At 71.4% G+C, this 14,400-nt stretch carries 15 protein-coding genes and 1 rRNA gene; 6 read left to right on the forward strand and 10 right to left on the reverse strand.

From position 1 onward, the window contains the following. Positions 1–42: 42 nt before the first annotated feature. Positions 43–2,091, reverse strand: coding sequence for an ATP-dependent DNA helicase UvrD2 (locus F4559_RS27605; protein ID WP_184673556.1), 2,049 nt, complete (start codon positions 2,089–2,091; stop codon positions 43–45). Positions 2,092–2,153: 62 nt separating this feature from the next. Here F4559_RS27605 and F4559_RS27610 point away from each other — a divergent pair, with 62 nt between their 5' ends. Beyond that, positions 2,154–2,885 (forward strand): DUF4191 domain-containing protein, encoded by a 732-nt coding sequence (locus F4559_RS27610; protein ID WP_184673559.1) that lies wholly within the window; start codon positions 2,154–2,156, stop codon positions 2,883–2,885. A 247-nt stretch (positions 2,886–3,132) separates the two neighbouring features. Here the strand turns inward: F4559_RS27610 and glnA are convergent, their stop codons facing one another. Then, positions 3,133–4,557, reverse strand: coding sequence for a type I glutamate--ammonia ligase (gene glnA / locus F4559_RS27615; RefSeq protein WP_184673561.1), 1,425 nt, complete (start codon positions 4,555–4,557; stop codon positions 3,133–3,135). 196 nt (positions 4,558–4,753) lie between these two features. On the opposite strand from glnA, the gene F4559_RS27620 reads away from it, so the two are divergent. Then, positions 4,754–5,227, forward strand: a complete 474-nt coding sequence (locus F4559_RS27620) for an RDD family protein (RefSeq protein ID WP_184673563.1) — start codon at positions 4,754–4,756, stop codon at positions 5,225–5,227. Here the strand turns inward: F4559_RS27620 and F4559_RS27625 are convergent. Next, the gene (locus F4559_RS27625; protein ID WP_184673566.1) at positions 5,224–5,832 is read right to left on the reverse strand and encodes a hypothetical protein; all 609 of its coding nucleotides are present in this window, start codon (positions 5,830–5,832) and stop codon (positions 5,224–5,226) included. The genes F4559_RS27620 and F4559_RS27625 overlap by 4 nt on opposite strands. A 127-nt stretch (positions 5,833–5,959) precedes the next feature. Here F4559_RS27625 and F4559_RS27630 point away from each other — a divergent pair, with 127 nt between their 5' ends. Next, positions 5,960–6,172 (forward strand): hypothetical protein, encoded by a 213-nt coding sequence (locus F4559_RS27630; RefSeq protein ID WP_184673568.1) that lies wholly within the window; start codon positions 5,960–5,962, stop codon positions 6,170–6,172. A 30-nt stretch (positions 6,173–6,202) separates the two neighbouring features. Here the strand turns inward: F4559_RS27630 and F4559_RS27635 are convergent, their stop codons facing one another. From F4559_RS27635 to F4559_RS27660, 6 genes are all read right to left on the reverse strand, one after another. Next, complete coding sequence (locus tag F4559_RS27635; protein ID WP_184673570.1) at positions 6,203–7,132, reverse strand: NADP-dependent oxidoreductase; 930 nt, start codon at positions 7,130–7,132, stop codon at positions 6,203–6,205. 62 nt (positions 7,133–7,194) lie between these two features. After that, the gene (locus tag F4559_RS27640; RefSeq protein WP_184673573.1) at positions 7,195–10,119 is read right to left on the reverse strand and encodes a bifunctional [glutamine synthetase] adenylyltransferase/[glutamine synthetase]-adenylyl-L-tyrosine phosphorylase; all 2,925 of its coding nucleotides are present in this window, start codon (positions 10,117–10,119) and stop codon (positions 7,195–7,197) included. 39 nt (positions 10,120–10,158) lie between these two features. Beyond that, the gene (locus F4559_RS27645) at positions 10,159–10,362 is read right to left on the reverse strand and encodes a hypothetical protein (protein WP_184673575.1); all 204 of its coding nucleotides are present in this window, start codon (positions 10,360–10,362) and stop codon (positions 10,159–10,161) included. Then, a complete protein-coding gene (locus tag F4559_RS27650; RefSeq protein ID WP_184673577.1) occupies positions 10,359–11,492 on the reverse strand; it encodes an inorganic phosphate transporter in 1,134 nt (377 codons plus the stop codon). The genes F4559_RS27645 and F4559_RS27650 overlap by 4 nt, the downstream gene beginning before the upstream one ends. 81 nt (positions 11,493–11,573) lie before the next feature. Next, positions 11,574–12,320: a type 1 glutamine amidotransferase gene (locus F4559_RS27655; RefSeq protein ID WP_184673579.1), complete on the reverse strand. Its 747-nt coding sequence runs from the start codon at positions 12,318–12,320 to the stop codon at positions 11,574–11,576. A 9-nt stretch (positions 12,321–12,329) separates the two neighbouring features. After that, positions 12,330–12,743 (reverse strand): rhodanese-like domain-containing protein, encoded by a 414-nt coding sequence (locus tag F4559_RS27660; RefSeq protein WP_376774666.1) that lies wholly within the window; start codon positions 12,741–12,743, stop codon positions 12,330–12,332. 73 nt (positions 12,744–12,816) lie between these two features. Here F4559_RS27660 and F4559_RS27665 point away from each other — a divergent pair, with 73 nt between their 5' ends. Genes F4559_RS27665 through F4559_RS27675 form a run of 3 tightly spaced genes read left to right on the forward strand, consistent with a single transcriptional unit; the run spans position 12,817 to position 14,107 of the window. Beyond that, complete coding sequence (locus F4559_RS27665) at positions 12,817–13,281, forward strand: Lrp/AsnC family transcriptional regulator (RefSeq protein ID WP_184673598.1); 465 nt, start codon at positions 12,817–12,819, stop codon at positions 13,279–13,281. A 53-nt stretch (positions 13,282–13,334) separates the two neighbouring features. Then, positions 13,335–13,904 (forward strand): hypothetical protein, encoded by a 570-nt coding sequence (locus F4559_RS27670; RefSeq protein ID WP_184673600.1) that lies wholly within the window; start codon positions 13,335–13,337, stop codon positions 13,902–13,904. Further along, complete coding sequence (locus tag F4559_RS27675; protein WP_184673602.1) at positions 13,901–14,107, forward strand: helix-turn-helix domain-containing protein; 207 nt, start codon at positions 13,901–13,903, stop codon at positions 14,105–14,107. Before F4559_RS27670 ends, F4559_RS27675 begins: the two co-directional genes overlap by 4 nt. 77 nt (positions 14,108–14,184) lie before the next feature. Here the strand turns inward: F4559_RS27675 and rrf are convergent. After that, positions 14,185–14,301 (reverse strand): 5S ribosomal RNA (gene rrf / locus F4559_RS27680). Positions 14,302–14,400 lie beyond the last annotated feature (99 nt).

Below are 14,400 nucleotides of genomic sequence, written 5' to 3' on the forward strand. Positions count from 1 at the left end.
TGCAACCGCTTTTTCGGCAAAACCTGTCGATCGGGTGCTTTTTCAGCGTTTGCCCTGGACAAGGGCCAGGACATCGGCACCGAAGCGGTCCAGCTTGGCCGCGCCGATGCCGGCGATCGTGACGAGCCCGGCGACGTCCTCGGGACGCTGCTCGGCGATGGCCACGAGCGTGGCGTCGGTGAAGACGACGTACGCGGGCACCTTCAACTCCTTGGCCCGCCCGGCACGCCACGAACGCAGGCGGGTGAGCAGGTCCTCGTCCACGTCCGACGGGCACGTGACGCACCGACCGAGCTTCACCCCGCGGGTGTCGGTCAACTGCGAGTCGCAGATCCGGCACCGCGGCCGGGGCCTGCGCTGGGCCGGCTCACGACGGGCGACGAGCGCGGCCGGGTGGTCCTCGGGGACCAGCCCGTGCAGGAACCGGCTGCGGCGGCGGTAGCGGCGCCCGCCCGGCGCGCGGGCCAACGCCCACGACAGCCACAGGTGCTCGCGGGCCCGGGTCACACCGACGTAGAGCAGTCGGCGTTCCTCCTCGATCGCGGCCTCGTCGCCGTCGGCGTGCAGGATCGGCACGGTCCCCTCGACCAGGCCGACCAGGAAGACCGCGTCCCACTCGAGGCCCTTGGCCGCGTGCAGGGACGCGAGCGTCACGCCCTCGACGGTCGGCGGGTGCTGGGCCTCGGCGCGCAGGTCCAGTTCGACGACGAACGCGGGCAGGTCGGCGGACTCGACGGTGGCCGCGAACTCCTCGGCCAACTCGACCAGCGCCAGCAGCGACTCCCACGTCTGCCGGGCCGCGCCGCCGGTCGGCGGCTCGTCGGTCAGGCCGAGCGGCGCGAGGACCTGCCGGACGACGTCGGGCAGCCCGCCGTCCGGTGCGCCCGCACCACGCAGTGCGAGCACCGCACGCCGCACCTCGGCCCGCTGGAAGAACCGCTCGCCGCCGCGCACCTGGTACGGGATGCCGAGCTCGGCCAACGCCTGCTCGAACAGCTCCGACTGGGCGTTGACCCGGTAGAGCACGGCGATCTCGCTGGCCGCCACGCCCGCGTCGAGCAGGGCCTTCGCCCGCTGCGCGACGGCGGCGGCCTCGACCGACTCGTCGTCGAACTCGGTGAACGCGGGCTCGGGACCGTCCGGGCGCTGCCCGACCAGCCGCAGCCGCGACCCGGCGGGCCGGCCGCGCGCGAACCTGAGCACGTTGTTCGCCAGACCCACGACCTGCGGCGTCGACCGGTAGTCGCGTTCGAGCCTGACCACGGTCGCGTCCGGGAAGCGGCGCGGGAAGTCCAGCAGCGGACGCGGCGAGGCGCCCGCGAACGAGTAGATGGTCTGGCTCGCGTCCCCGACCACGGTCAGGTCGTCACGCGGACCCAGCCACGCGTCGAGCACACGCTGCTGCAACGGCGTGACGTCCTGGTACTCGTCGACGACGAAGCACCGGTAGCGGTCGCGGAACTCCTCGGCGACCTCACCGTGCTCCTCCAGCGCGGCGGCCGTGTGCAGGAGCAGGTCGTCGAAGTCGAGCAGGCACGCGTCGTTCTTGAGCTGCTCGTAGGTCTGGTAGACGCGCACGACCTGGTCGGCGGGCGCGGGCGTGTCGCGGTGCGCGCGCTCGGCCGCGAGCGGGTACGACTCGGGCGCGATCAGGGACGCCTTGGACCACTCGATCTCGCCCGCGAGGTCGCGCAGCGAATCCGACTCGGTGGACAGGCCGACCCGGTTGGCGGCCTGCGCGACCAGGCGCAGCTTGTTGCCGTCGATCAACTGCCAGTGCGGACCGCCCACGACGCGCGGCCAGAAGTAGCGGAGCTGGCGCAGCGCGGCGGCGTGGAACGTGCGGGCCTGCGCGCCGTGCACGCCCAGCGCGCGCAGCCGGGTGCGCATCTCGCCGGCGGCACGCGCGGTGAACGTGACGGCGAGGACCTGGCCCGCGGCGACGTGCCCGCGGACGACGAGGTGGGCGATGCGGTGCGTGATCGTGCGGGTCTTGCCCGTGCCCGCACCGGCCAGGACGCAGACCGGTCCCCGCGGCGCCTCGACGGCGGCACGCTGTTCGGGGTCCAGTCCGTCCGGCATGCGGCCCATCCTCGCATTGGGACGAGGCGGCGGGGTGAAGGGGCGACCCGGCGAGCCGTATCCTGGTGGGTATGGCTGGTAAGCAGGACAAGGCGGCTGCCAAGGAAGCGGCGAAGGCCCGGCGCGCGGCTTCGAAGGCGAGGCGCTCGCAGATCTTCGAGGCGTTCAAGATGCAGCGCCGCGAGGACAAGGCGCTCGTGCCGCTCATGCTGCTGTGCCTGCTGGGCACCGCCGCGGTCGCCTTCCTCGTCGGTCTGATCTGGGACATGCAGTGGGTGCTGCTGCCGCTGGGCCTGGCGGTCGGCGCGCTGCTGGCGGTGATCCTGTTCGGTCGCCGGGTCCAGCGCAACGTGTTCGCGAAGGCCGAGGGGCAGACCGGCGCGGCGGCGTGGGCGCTGGACAACCTGCGCGGCCGGTGGCGGGTGACCCAGGCGGTCGCCGGGACGACCAGCGGCGACATGGTGCACCGGGTGATCGGCCGGCCCGGCGTCATCCTCGTCGCCGAGGGCGCACCGCACCGGGTCAAGGCGCTGCTCGCGCAGGAGAAGAAGCGGGTGGCCCGGGTGATCGGCGAGACGCCCATCTACGACGTGATCGTGGGCAACGAGGAGGGGCAGATCCCGCTCCGGCGGTTGCAGGGGCACCTGATGAAGCTGCCGCGCAACATCACCAACCCGCAGGTGGACTCGTTGGAGAACCGGCTGAACGCGCTGGCCAACCGGGGCGGGGCGGCGTTGCCCAAGGGGCCGTTGCCGCAGGGTGCGAAGATGCGGAACGTGCAGCGCGCGATGCGCAAGCGCTGAGGTTCGGATTTCGCGAAGGCCCCGCCCACCGGCGGGGCCTTCGTCGTGTCCGGGGTCCGACTCGCCGGCATGGGGTGCGGAGCGTCGGCGGCGGGGTCCGGTGGGCGTCCGAGTGCGTATTTCAGGGTGTCCGAACGCGTGTTTCGGGGTGCCTGAGCGTGTATTTCGGGGTGTCCGAGTGGAGGACTCGCGAAAGGCCGAAGGCCGGGCGCCCCGCGGGGTGCCCGGCCTTCGTGGTGAAGCTCGATCACACGTCGTAGTACAGGTGGAACTCGTACGGGTTCGGGCGCAGGCGCAGGGGGTCGATCTCCTGCTCGCGCTTGTACGTGATCCACGTGTCGATCACGTCGGGGGTGAAGACGCCACCCTCCAGGAGGAACTCGTGGTCGGACTCGAGGCTGTCGAGCACCGCGTCCAGGGTGGCCGGGACCTGCTTGACGCCGCGAGCCTCCTCGGGGGGCAGCTCGTAGAGGTCCTTGTCGACCGGGGCCGGCGGCTCGATCTTGTTCTTCACGCCGTCGAGGCCCGCCATCACCATGGCCGAGAACGCCAGGTACGGGTTGCCCGACGAGTCGGGGCAGCGGAACTCGATGCGCTTGGCCTTCGGGTTGTCGCCGGTGATCGGGATGCGCACGCACGCCGAGCGGTTGCGCTGGGAGTAGACCAGCGACACCGGGGCCTCGTAGCCCGGGACCAGGCGGTGGTAGCTGTTCACGGTCGGGTTCGTGAACGCGAGCAGCGACGGGGCGTGGTGCAGGATGCCGCCGATGTAGTGGCGTGCCATGTCGGACAGGCCCGCGTAGCCGGCCTCGTCGTGGAACAGCGGCACGCCGTCCTTCCACAGCGACTGGTGGGTGTGCATGCCCGAGCCGTTGTCGCCGAACAGGGGCTTGGGCATGAAGGTGACGGACTTGCCCGCCTGCCACGCCGTGTTCTTGATGATGTACTTGAACAGCATCACGTCGTCGGCCGAGTGCAGCAACGTGTTGAACTTGTAGTTGATCTCGGCCTGGCCGCCGGTGCCGACCTCGTGGTGGGCACGCTCGATCGTGAAGCCGCTGTCCTGGAGGTTCAGCGTCATCTTGTCGCGCAGGTCGGCGTAGTGGTCGGTCGGCGTGACCGGGAAGTAGCCGCCCTTGTACTTGACCTTGTAGCCCCGGTTGCCGCCCTCTTCCTCACGGCCGGTGTTCCACGCGCCGGAGATCGCGTCGATCTCGTAGAAGGAGGCGTTGGGCTGGGTGTCGAAGCGGATCGAGTCGAAGATGTAGAACTCGGCCTCGGCACCGAAGTACGCGGTGTCCGCGATGCCCGACTCGGCGATGTACTGCTCGGCCTTGCGCGCGATGTTGCGCGGGTCGCGGCTGTACGCCTCGCGGGTGAACGGGTCGTGCACGAAGAAGTTGATGTTCAGCGTCTTCTCGATCCGGAACGGGTCGAGGCGCGCGGTGTACAGGTCGGGCAGCAGCAGCATGTCCGACTCGTGGATCGACTGGAAACCGCGCACGGACGAGCCGTCGAACGCGAGGCCCTCCTCGATGGCGTCGGCGTCGAACGCGGCGGCCGGGAGCGTGAAGTGCTGCATCACGCCGGGCAGGTCGCTGAAGCGGACGTCGATGAACTTCACGCCCTCGTCGGAGATGAACTTCAGGACCTCGTCGGGATTCTTGAACACCCTCGTCGACTCCTCTGCTGCGGTGGGGCGTGTATCGCCGCCGCGCTTCGGGCGCGGCCGTTCCGTCGTCGGTGACGCTATGGGCGCGGTGTTGCCCGGCAGTCACCCTCGTGTTTCGCCAGTGTTAACGGGGCCCGTGTGCCGGGCAACACGACCTCGCGTCCCTCACCCAACGACACGGGCTTACGCTGGTGGGGTGAGCAAGTGGACCGGTTCGTGGCTGTCGGGACCGCGCGCGGCGCTGGAGCCGGGCGCCGACTCGAACGACGGGACCGCACAGCGCTGGAAGGGCGAGCGCCTCGGTCTGCCCAAGGACGGTCCGGGTTCGGTCGCCTCGACCGGGCGCCGGGCGTTCGCGATCATCGTGGACTTCGCGCTCGCCGCCGGTGTCGCCGGGCTGTTCACCTACCCCGACCTGCCGCGCAACTGGAGCCTGCTCGCCTGGTTCGCCATCACGACGGTCGCGGTCGCGTTCTTCGGCTTCACGCCCGGTCACGCGCTGTTCGGCCTGCGTGTGGCCCGGATCGACGGCGTGGCGCTGGTGGGCGTGCCGCGGGCGGCACTGCGCACCGCGTTGATCTTCCCGATCATCCCGGCCGTGGTGTGGGACGCCGACGGCCGCTGCCTGCACGACAAGGCGGCGCGCACGGTCGTCATCCGCGTCCGTTAGCGCGGGATCACCACGTCGTCGACGGTGAGCGAACCGCCGGTCGGCGCGAGCTGGCCGAGGATGCCCGCGAAGGTGATGTCCAGGGTCTTCGCCGCGGCGGACGGTCGCCCCTCGAAGTCGAACCGGCCGGTGATCGTGCCGCTCTTGGGGATGCTCGCCGGCCACTGGCTGGTCGACACGGACGCGCCGTAGGTGCCGCCGGCGTCGTCGACCGCGGACACGGTCGCGACCGGCAGTTCCATCCTGGCCGCGCTCGCGTTGACCGCGACGGCGTGCACGCTCAGTCGACCGTCCTGGTAGTCGACCCTGGTCACCTCCACCGTGAGCAGGCCGCGCGACCGCTTCCACGAGCCGATCGCGACTCTGGCCTCCTCTGCGGCCTCCTCGGTGACGCGTGGCGGCGGCGTGGTCGTCACGTCGGACGCGCTGTCCGCGATCGGCGCGACCGGCGGCGACGTGGTCGGCCGCAGGTCGAGGCTGAACGCGCCGATGCCCACGACGCCGGACACCACGCCCTGCACGACGGCGAGCAGCACGAGCACGCCCGCGGCGGCCAGGGCGATCTTCGGCCCCGCGTGTCGCTTCCTGCGGTGGGAGTGCGGCATGGTGTCCTTCGTCCGGGTTCTCGAACGGGTGACGGCGGCCAGTCTGCAAAGCAGAGCCCCGCTCGTCAACGTTCGCGGCGCACGGGCTGCCCATGACCCGTCCGTGGCCTCGGGTTAGGGTCGCGCCGTGTCTGAAGACCTCGCTCCCACCGCCCAGGTGCTGTCCACCGTCGTGTACGACTCCGCCGCCGAGGCGATCGAGGCGATCGCCGCCGCCGACACGCTCGGCCTCGGCATCAAGGTCGCGAACCGGCTCGTCCCCGAGGAGGAGTCCGAGGACCTCGTCGAGGAGTGGGTCGTGGAGATCCTCACCGCCGTCCCCACCGTCGACGAGAGCTGACCGGCCCGACGGTGTGACGGGCCGGTCCCGTCACACCGTCAGCACGACCTTGCCCCGCACGTGCCCGCCTTCGAGCAGGCGTTGCGCGTCGGCCGCCCGCTCCAGTGGGAACGTCCGCTGCACCTCGACCCGCAGCGCGCCCGCGTCGACCTGCCCGGCCAGCCACCGCAGGTCCTCGGCCACGGGCTTGGCGTAGGCGTACACGCCGCCGAGCGCCGCCACATTGGCGTCCACAATGGACACGATGCGACCGGGTTCGCGGGTCAGCGCCACCGAGTCCTCGACGGCCGGCCCGCCGACGCAGTCGAACGACACGTCGACCCGCCCGTCGCCGCCGACCGCCTCGGCCACGTTGTCGACCAGCGCGTCGCCGTAGGCGACCGGCTCGGCACCCAGCGAGCGCAGGAAGTCGTGGTTGCGCGGCGAAGCCGTGCCGACCACGCGCGCCGCGCCGAGCGCCTGGGCGATCTGCACGGCCAGATGTCCGACACCGCCCGCCGCCGCGTGCACGAGCACGGTGTCGCCGGCCGACACACGGACCTTCCGCAGCGCCTGCACGGCGGTCAACCCGGCCAGCGCCAGGCCGCCCGCCTCGACGAATGACAGCGACTCCGGTTTGTGCGCGAGGCCGCGTTCGTGCGCCGCGACGAGTTCCGCGTACGTGCCGTGCTGGACGTGGTCTTTGCGCTGGTAGCCGAACACCTCGTCGCCGACCGCGAAACCGTCGACCGCCGAACCCACCGCGCGGACGACGCCGGCGACGTCCCAGCCGGGCACGAGCGGGAAGTGGTGTGGCAGCGCGCCCGCCGCGAGGCCTTGGCGCACCAGCCGGTCCACCGGGTTCACGCCCGCCGCCCGGACCTCGACCAGCACCTGGTCGAAGGAGATCGGCGGGTCGGGCAGTTCCCGGTACTCCAGGACGTCGACGTCCCCGAATTCGTTCTGCGCGATCGCTTTCACGATCCCAGTGTTCACGAACCGGTGAGGGTTCGCCGGATGGTCACCCAGTGTCCACAATGGACCTACGAGCCGTAGAAGATCCGTTCGACGACGGCACGGGCCCGACGCGTGGTGCGGCGGTAGGAGTCGAGGAACTCGCCCGGCTCCTCGTCACCGTGCCCCATGGCCGCCGCGACGGCGGTCAGGTCACGACCCGACGAGGGCAGCTGGTCGTTGGGCTTGCCCCGCACCAGCATCACCGCGTTGCGGGCACGGGTGGCGAGCGTCCACGCGTCGAGCAGCGCGGTCGCGTCGTCGTCCTCGATCAGCCCCGCCTCGCCCGCCGCGCGCAGGCCGCGCACGGTCGACGGCGTGCGCAACGCGGACACCTCGCCGGCGTGCTGGAGTTGCAGCAACTGCACGGTCCATTCCACGTCGGCGAGCCCGCCGCGACCGAGCTTGGTGTGGGTCGACGGGTCCGCGCCGCGCGGCAGGCGTTCGGCCTCGACCCGCGCCTTGATCCGGCGGATCTCCCGCACCGCCGCCGCGTCGAGCCCCGCCGCGGGGTACCGGATCGGCGCGATCATCTCCACGAACCGCGCGCCCAGCTTCTCGTCGCCGCCGACGACCCTGGCCCGCAGCAACGCCTGCGCCTCCCACAGCTCCGACCACTGCGCGTAGTACGCCCGGTACGACTCGAAAGTCCGCACGAGCGGACCCTGGCGGCCCTCGGGACGCAGGTCGGCGTCGACCTGGAGCGCCGGGTCCTGGCTCGGCGCGCTGAGCAGGCGGCGCACGCGTTCGACGACCGAGTTCGCGTACTTCACCGCCTCCTGGTCGGTCGCGCCGTCGACCGCCTCGCACACGAACATCACGTCGGCGTCCGAGCCGTAGCCGAGTTCGCGTCCGCCGAGCCGGCCCATGCCGATCACCGCGATCCGGGCCGGCGCCGGACCCGCGGCGCGGACCACGGCGTCGAGCGCGGACTGGAGGACCGCGACCCACACCTGCGACAGCGACACGCACACGTCCCGCGTGCCGGCCAGGCCGAGCAGGTCGGCCGACGCCACCCGCAGCAGTTCCTGGCGGCGCAGCGACCGGGCGGCGGTGACCGCCCGGTCGAGGTCGTTGTAGCGGGACACGGTGCTGCGCAGGGGATTGCCGATGGTCATCGGGTCGAACCCGGTCAACGCGGACGTGTCCGCCAGCACCCGCAGCACCTCGGGCGCGCGCACGAGCAGGTCCGGCACGAGCCGGGACGTGCCCAGCAGCGTGGCGAGCCGCTCCACGACCAGGCCCTCGTCCCGCAGCAGCCGCAGGTACCAGGGCGTCTCGGCCAACGCCTCGGACACGCGCCGGTACGCGAGCAGTCCGCCGTCCGGATCGGGCGTGGTGGCGAACAGGTCGAGCAGCACGGGCAGCAGCGCGCCCTGGATACGGGCCCGCCGGGACACGCCGCGGGTCAACGCCTCGATGTGCTTGAGCGCGCCGTCGGGCGCGGCGTAGCCCAACGCGGACAGCCGGAGCGCGGCCTCGGCCGTGGTCAGCCGCAACGCCTCGGTCGGCACGTTCGCCACGGCCTGGAGCAACGGCCGGTAGAACAGCTTCTCGTGCAGTCGGCGGACCTGGTTGGCGCGCTTGCGGAACTCGCCCAGCAGCACCCTGGCCTCGGACTGGCCGCCCTCGCCGGTGAAACCGACCGAGCGGGCGAGCCAACGCAGGCCCGCCGCGTCGTCGTCGGCCGGGAACAGGTGCGTGCGCAGCAGCCGTTGGAGCTGCAACCGGTGTTCGAGCGTGCGCAGGAACCGGTACGCGCGCCCGAAGTCGGCCGCGTCCGCGCGCCCGACGTACCCGCCGCGCCCCAACGCGGCCAACGCCTGGGTCGTGGCCTGGATGCGCAGCGTCTCGTCGCCGCGGCCGTGCACCAGTTGCAGGAGCTGCACGGCGAACTCCACGTCGCGCAGGCCGCCCCGGCCCAGCTTCAGCTCCCGGTCGGCCAGGCCCGCCGGTACGTGCTCCTCGACGCGCCGGCGCATCGCCTGCACGTCCGGCACGAAGTTCTCGCGTTCGGCGGCGGTCCAGACCATCGGCCGGACCACCTCCAGGTAGTCCCGGCCGAGCCGCTCGTCGCCGACCACCGGCCTGGCCTTGAGCAGCGCCTGGAACTCCCACGTCCGGGCCCACCGCTGGTAGTACGACGCGTGGCCGTCGAGCGTGCGCACGAGCGCGCCCGCCTTGCCCTCGGGCCGCAACGCCGCGTCGACCTCGAAGCACGCCTGACCCGCGACCTGCATCATCGTGCCCGCCACCCGCGTGGCCACGCCCAGGTCGCCCTCGCCGACGAACACCACGTCGACGTCGCTGACGTAGTTCAGCTCGCGCGCGCCGCACTTGCCCATGGCGATCACCGCCAACCGGCACTCGTCGGACTTGGCCACCTGGCGCCGGGCCACGTCCAGCGCGGCGTCGAGCGCGGCGACGGCCAGGTCCGACAGCAGGCCCGCCACGTGGTCGTAGTCGACGTAGGGCAGGTCCGGTTCGACCACGTGCGCCAGGTCCTCGGCCGCGATCCGGCACAGGGCCGCGCGGTAGGCCAGGCGCAACGCGCGCACCGCGTCCGCACCGGAGCGGTCGGCGACGGCGGGCAGCAGGTCGAACGAGGACACCGGCTCGGGGTCGACCAGCGACCGCCACAGGTCCGGGTTGCCGACCAGCAGGTCGGACAGCGCGGTCGACGAACCCAGCACCGCGAGCAGGCGTCCACGCAGCACGACGTCGGCGCGCAACACGGCGTCGAGCGCGGGCCAGTCGACGGCTTCCCGCAGGCGGTCGACCCCGCGCAGCGCGAGGTCCGGGTCCGGGCAACGGGACAGCGCGACCAGCACGGGTTCGCTGCCCTCGGTCGGCCGGTCGAGCCACCAGCCGGCCGCGCGGAGGTGGTCGACGGTGCGCGCCTCGGTCAAGCCGAACCGCGCGGGCGACATCGTGGGACGGACTGACTCGGTCATCGCGACCACCGTAGACCCGTCACCCGAACGGGTAGAACGTCAGCGGGCCACGATCAAGTAGACCCCGAAGCCGACGACCGCGAAACACCCGGCGAAGCACACCGACGCCAACGCCGTCGCGCCACCACGCGAGTCGCGCGCCGACCACACCCGCAGGCCCGCCGAGAACAGCACCACGATGCCCAGCACCACGGCCAGGCTCACGCCGAACACCGTGCCCAGGGCCGACCAGTCGATCTTCACAGCACCACCTTGTGCGGCTCGGCCTGCGCGGCGAGCTCGTCGACGACGTGCTCGGGCCGTACCGGTTCACGCCGGGACATCAGCCAGATGACCAGCGACACCGCGATACCCACGGCGGCGACCGCGACCACGCCCGCCGTGCCCAGCGACGCGACCTTGCCCGCCAGCGCCCCGACGAGACCGGCGGCCGGCAGCGTGAACAGCCAGGCCAACGCCATCCGACCGGCCACGCCCCACCGCACCCCGTCGAGCCGGCGGCCCAGGCCCGAGCCCATGATGCCGCCCGACGCGACGTGCGTCGTCGACAGCGCGAAGCCCAGGTGCGACGACGCCATGATCACGGTCGCCGCGCTGGTCTGCGCCGCGAATCCCTGCGGCGCCTCGATCGTGGTCAGGCCCTTGCCCAGCGTGTGCGTGATCCGCCAGCCGCCCAGGTAGGTGCCGAGCGCGATGGCCACGGCCGCGCTCAGGATCACCCACAGCGGCGGTTCCGAACCCGGCGCCAACGTGCCCGCCGTGATCAGGGTCAGGGTGATGATGCCCATGGTCTTCTGGGCGTCGTTCGTGCCGTGCGCCAACGACATCAGCGCGGCCGAGGCGATCTGCCCGGTCTTGAACCCACGGTCTCGCACCTTCTCGTCGGTGCGCCGCGACAGCCGGTAGGTGAGCACGGTCGCGAGCAGCGCCACGATGCCCGCGACGAGCGGCGCGGCCACCGACGGGACCACGACCTTGTCGACGACCTTCGCGAAGTGCACTGCGTCCGCGCCGGACGCGATCCAGGTCGCGCCGATCAACCCGCCGAACAGGGCGTGCGAGGAACTCGACGGCAGGCCGACGTACCACGTGACCAGGTTCCACAGGATCGCGCCGACCAGACCGCCGAACACGATCGCGGGGGTGATGCGCGCGTCGTCGACGATCCCACCGGAGATGGTCTTGGCGACCTCCACCGACAGCAGGGCGCCGACGAGGTTCAACACGGCCGAGAACGCGACCGCCGTGCGGGGCCGCAGCGCACCGGTCGCGATGGACGTGGCCATCGAATTCGCCGTGTCGTGGAAGCCGTTGGTGAAGTCGAATGCCAAAGCCGTGACGACCACGACGATGACGAGGAGCGAGGCGTCCACGCTGAGTCCTCCGGCTGAACAGGACAGTCCGGGGTGAACGCTACCTGGCCGTCAGGTGAACACCGAATCAACCGAGATTCGTCACACCAGGGGAAGTTCACGCCTCGACGTGATAGCGCCCGACGCGAACCGGACGAAACGCTCGACGAACGGACGCCACACCTCTTCGATGTCCTCGTGACCGCGCGCGAGGCGTTCGGGGTCGAACCGGGAGGGCGGCACGGAGGCGGCCAGACCGGGCGACCGCACGACCCAGTCGAGCACGATGTCCGCGGTCGTCTCGATGTGGAACTGGAGCCCGTACGCCGCCGGGCCGACCCGGAACGCCTGGTTCGCGTAGGCGGGCGAGGACGCGAGCAGTTCGGCCGTCGGCGGCAGCAGTGCGATCTCGTCCTGGTGGAACTGGAGCACGTCCGGTGTCCAGGGCAGTTCGGCGAACAGGACGTCGTCCTTGGCCACGTCCCGCTTCGCCACGAGCCCCAGGCCGATCTCGGAACCGTTCACACCGCGCCGGACCTGCCCGCCGGTCGCGACCGCGAGCAGTTGCGCGCCCAGGCAGACGGCCAGGACCGGGACCCGCTTGGCCACCGCGTGCGAGAGCAGTCGGCGGAGGTCGGCCAGCCACGGGAACGCGACGTCGTCGAGCGCGCCCATGACCCCGCCCAGGCACACCAGCGCCCGGTAGCCGTCGAGCGTGTCCGGCACCGGGTCGCCGGCGTAGGGCCGCAGCACCACCGGGTCGGCGCCGGCGTCGGCCAGCCAGTCACCGAGGCGGGCGGGCGGGTCGGTCTCGTCGGGCTGCACCACGAGTACGCGCGTCACCCGCAAGAGGGTAGATCAGCAGTCGCAGGCAATCCCGTGGCCGGTGCCCTCCGTGGGATGGCCCGCCGCGTGCCAGGCCGTGATGCCGCCGGCGAGCCGCTTGACCCGGAAGCCGAGCCGGGCAAGCTTGAGGGCGCCCTTCGTGGCGGCGTTGCACTCGGAACTCTCGCAGTAGCAGACGTAGACGAGGTCGCGGTCCCAGTCCGCGGTCGTGGTCTCGTCCATCTCCCAGTGCGGGAGGTTGATCGCGCCGGGGATGCGCAGCCGGGCGAACGCCTCGGGGCGGCGCGTCTCCACGAGCCGGAAGCCCGCGGCGGTCCCGTCGGCCAGGTCGCGGACGACGTCGTCCGGGTCGGCTTCGAAGGCGAGTTCGGCGGCGAAGAACGCCGCGGCGGCGGCCGGGTCGGCGGCGGGGTGGACATGGCTCAATCGTGCGTCGTGGCAGGTCGGCGGCACCATGTGGAAGCCAAGGCGTCCGGGCGGGTCGACTTACGATTCCACGGTGGAACTGGACGATGTCGACTGGAAGCTGCTGGAGATCCTCCAGACCGACGGGCGGATCACGTTCACGGAGTTGGCACGCCGCGTGTCGCTGTCGGCGCCGGCCACGACGGAACGGGTGCGCCGGCTGGAGCAGGCGGGCGTGCTCACCGGGTACGTGGCGGTCGTCGACCACCGGCGGTTGGGGCTGCCGATCGAGGCGATCGTCCGGGTGCGGGTGCGCAGCCTCGACACGCCCCGGTTCCGCGAGCGGGTGGTGCCCCTGGCGCAGGTCCGGGATGCCGACCACGTGACCGGTGACGACTGCTGGCTGCTGCGCGTGGTGTGCCGCTCGACGCAGGAGTTGGAGGAGTTCGTCGAGCACGCCCAACGCTTCGGGGACACGACGACGTCGCTCGTGTTCTCGTCGCCGGTCCGCACTCGCCCGGTGACGCGGGAGACCTCCGACGGTATCGTTTTTCGATAACATCGAAAAACGATATGCAAGGGGGAGGCATGTCGCCACAGGGTGATGTCGCGGTGCGGAGGTTCACCGACGTCGTGCGGTTCGGCTGGGCTGTGACGGTGACCGGCGCGCTCTTGGGCTTGGCGGTCGCGGTCGGGGTCTGGTTCCAGGACAGGTTGTGCTTCGGCACCACACAGGGCGCGGCACTGGTCCGGGCCGGCACGACAACGACGCACATCGCCGCGAACGAGGTCTCGCTGTGCTTACCGGATCCGACCGGGGTCGACCGGCTGTTCGGGTCGCTGGTGTGGGCGCCGACGCTGATCGCCTACGCGGTCACGTTCCACCTGCTCCTGCGCACGACCGAACGTGCGCTGCGCGAAGGTCCGCACTCGCATGCCACGGCCCGTGGACTGCGGACGTTCGGGTGGTGGCTGCTGCTCGGACCACTGGCGGTGTCCGCGGTGGAGTTCGGCTCGGTCCTGGCCTTGGTCCGGTCGGCGGTGGGCGAACTCGGACCGGTTTCACTGCGCGACTGGCACGTGCCGTGGTGGGCGGTCGTCACGGGTTTGGGAATCGTCGTGCTGGCGGGGATCATGCGTACCGGTGCGGAGATGAGACTCGACCTCGAAGGAACCGTGTGACGATCCGGGTTCACCTCGACCGGCTGCTGGTCGAGCGGGGGATGACGTTGACCGAGTTGGCCGACCGGGTCGGCGTGACGGTGGTGAACCTCTCGGTGCTCAAGAACGGGCGGGCCAGGGCGATCCGGTTCAGCACGCTCACCGCCCTGTGCCGGGAGCTGGACTGCCAGCCGGGCGACCTGCTCAGCGACTCGGGCGAGTAGTTCGGCTCCGTTGCCCTTGAACGCAAAAAGCCCTGTGGGGTCGGACGATTTATCGTCCGACCCCACAGGGAAAGAATGTTCGGCGGCGTCCTACTCTCCCACACCCTCACGAATGCAGTACCATCGGCGCTGGAAGGCTTAACTACCGGGTTCGGAATGGGACCGGGTGTTCCCCAACCGCAATGACCACCGAAACACTATGAAGATAACCAACCGACCACACCCGACACTCCCAGCCGACCCTCACAAGTCGACCAGAACCCGCCGGGGGCCTGGTTTCGGTTCCTTCAGAA

The organism is Saccharothrix violaceirubra, from assembly GCF_014203755.1.
Taxonomy (GTDB): Bacteria; Actinomycetota; Actinomycetes; order Mycobacteriales; family Pseudonocardiaceae; genus Actinosynnema; species Actinosynnema violaceirubrum.

Coding starts and splice junctions, on each gene's coding strand:
- F4559_RS27605 (WP_184673556.1), bottom strand. CDS start 2,091: ATGGGCCGCATGCCGGACGGACTGGACCCCGAACAGCGTGCCGCCGTC.
- F4559_RS27610 (WP_184673559.1), top strand. CDS start 2,154: ATGGCTGGTAAGCAGGACAAGGCGGCTGCCAAGGAAGCGGCGAAGGCC.
- F4559_RS27625 (WP_184673566.1), bottom strand. CDS start 5,832: ATGCCGCACTCCCACCGCAGGAAGCGACACGCGGGGCCGAAGATCGCC.
- F4559_RS27640 (WP_184673573.1), bottom strand. CDS start 10,119: ATGACCGAGTCAGTCCGTCCCACGATGTCGCCCGCGCGGTTCGGCTTG.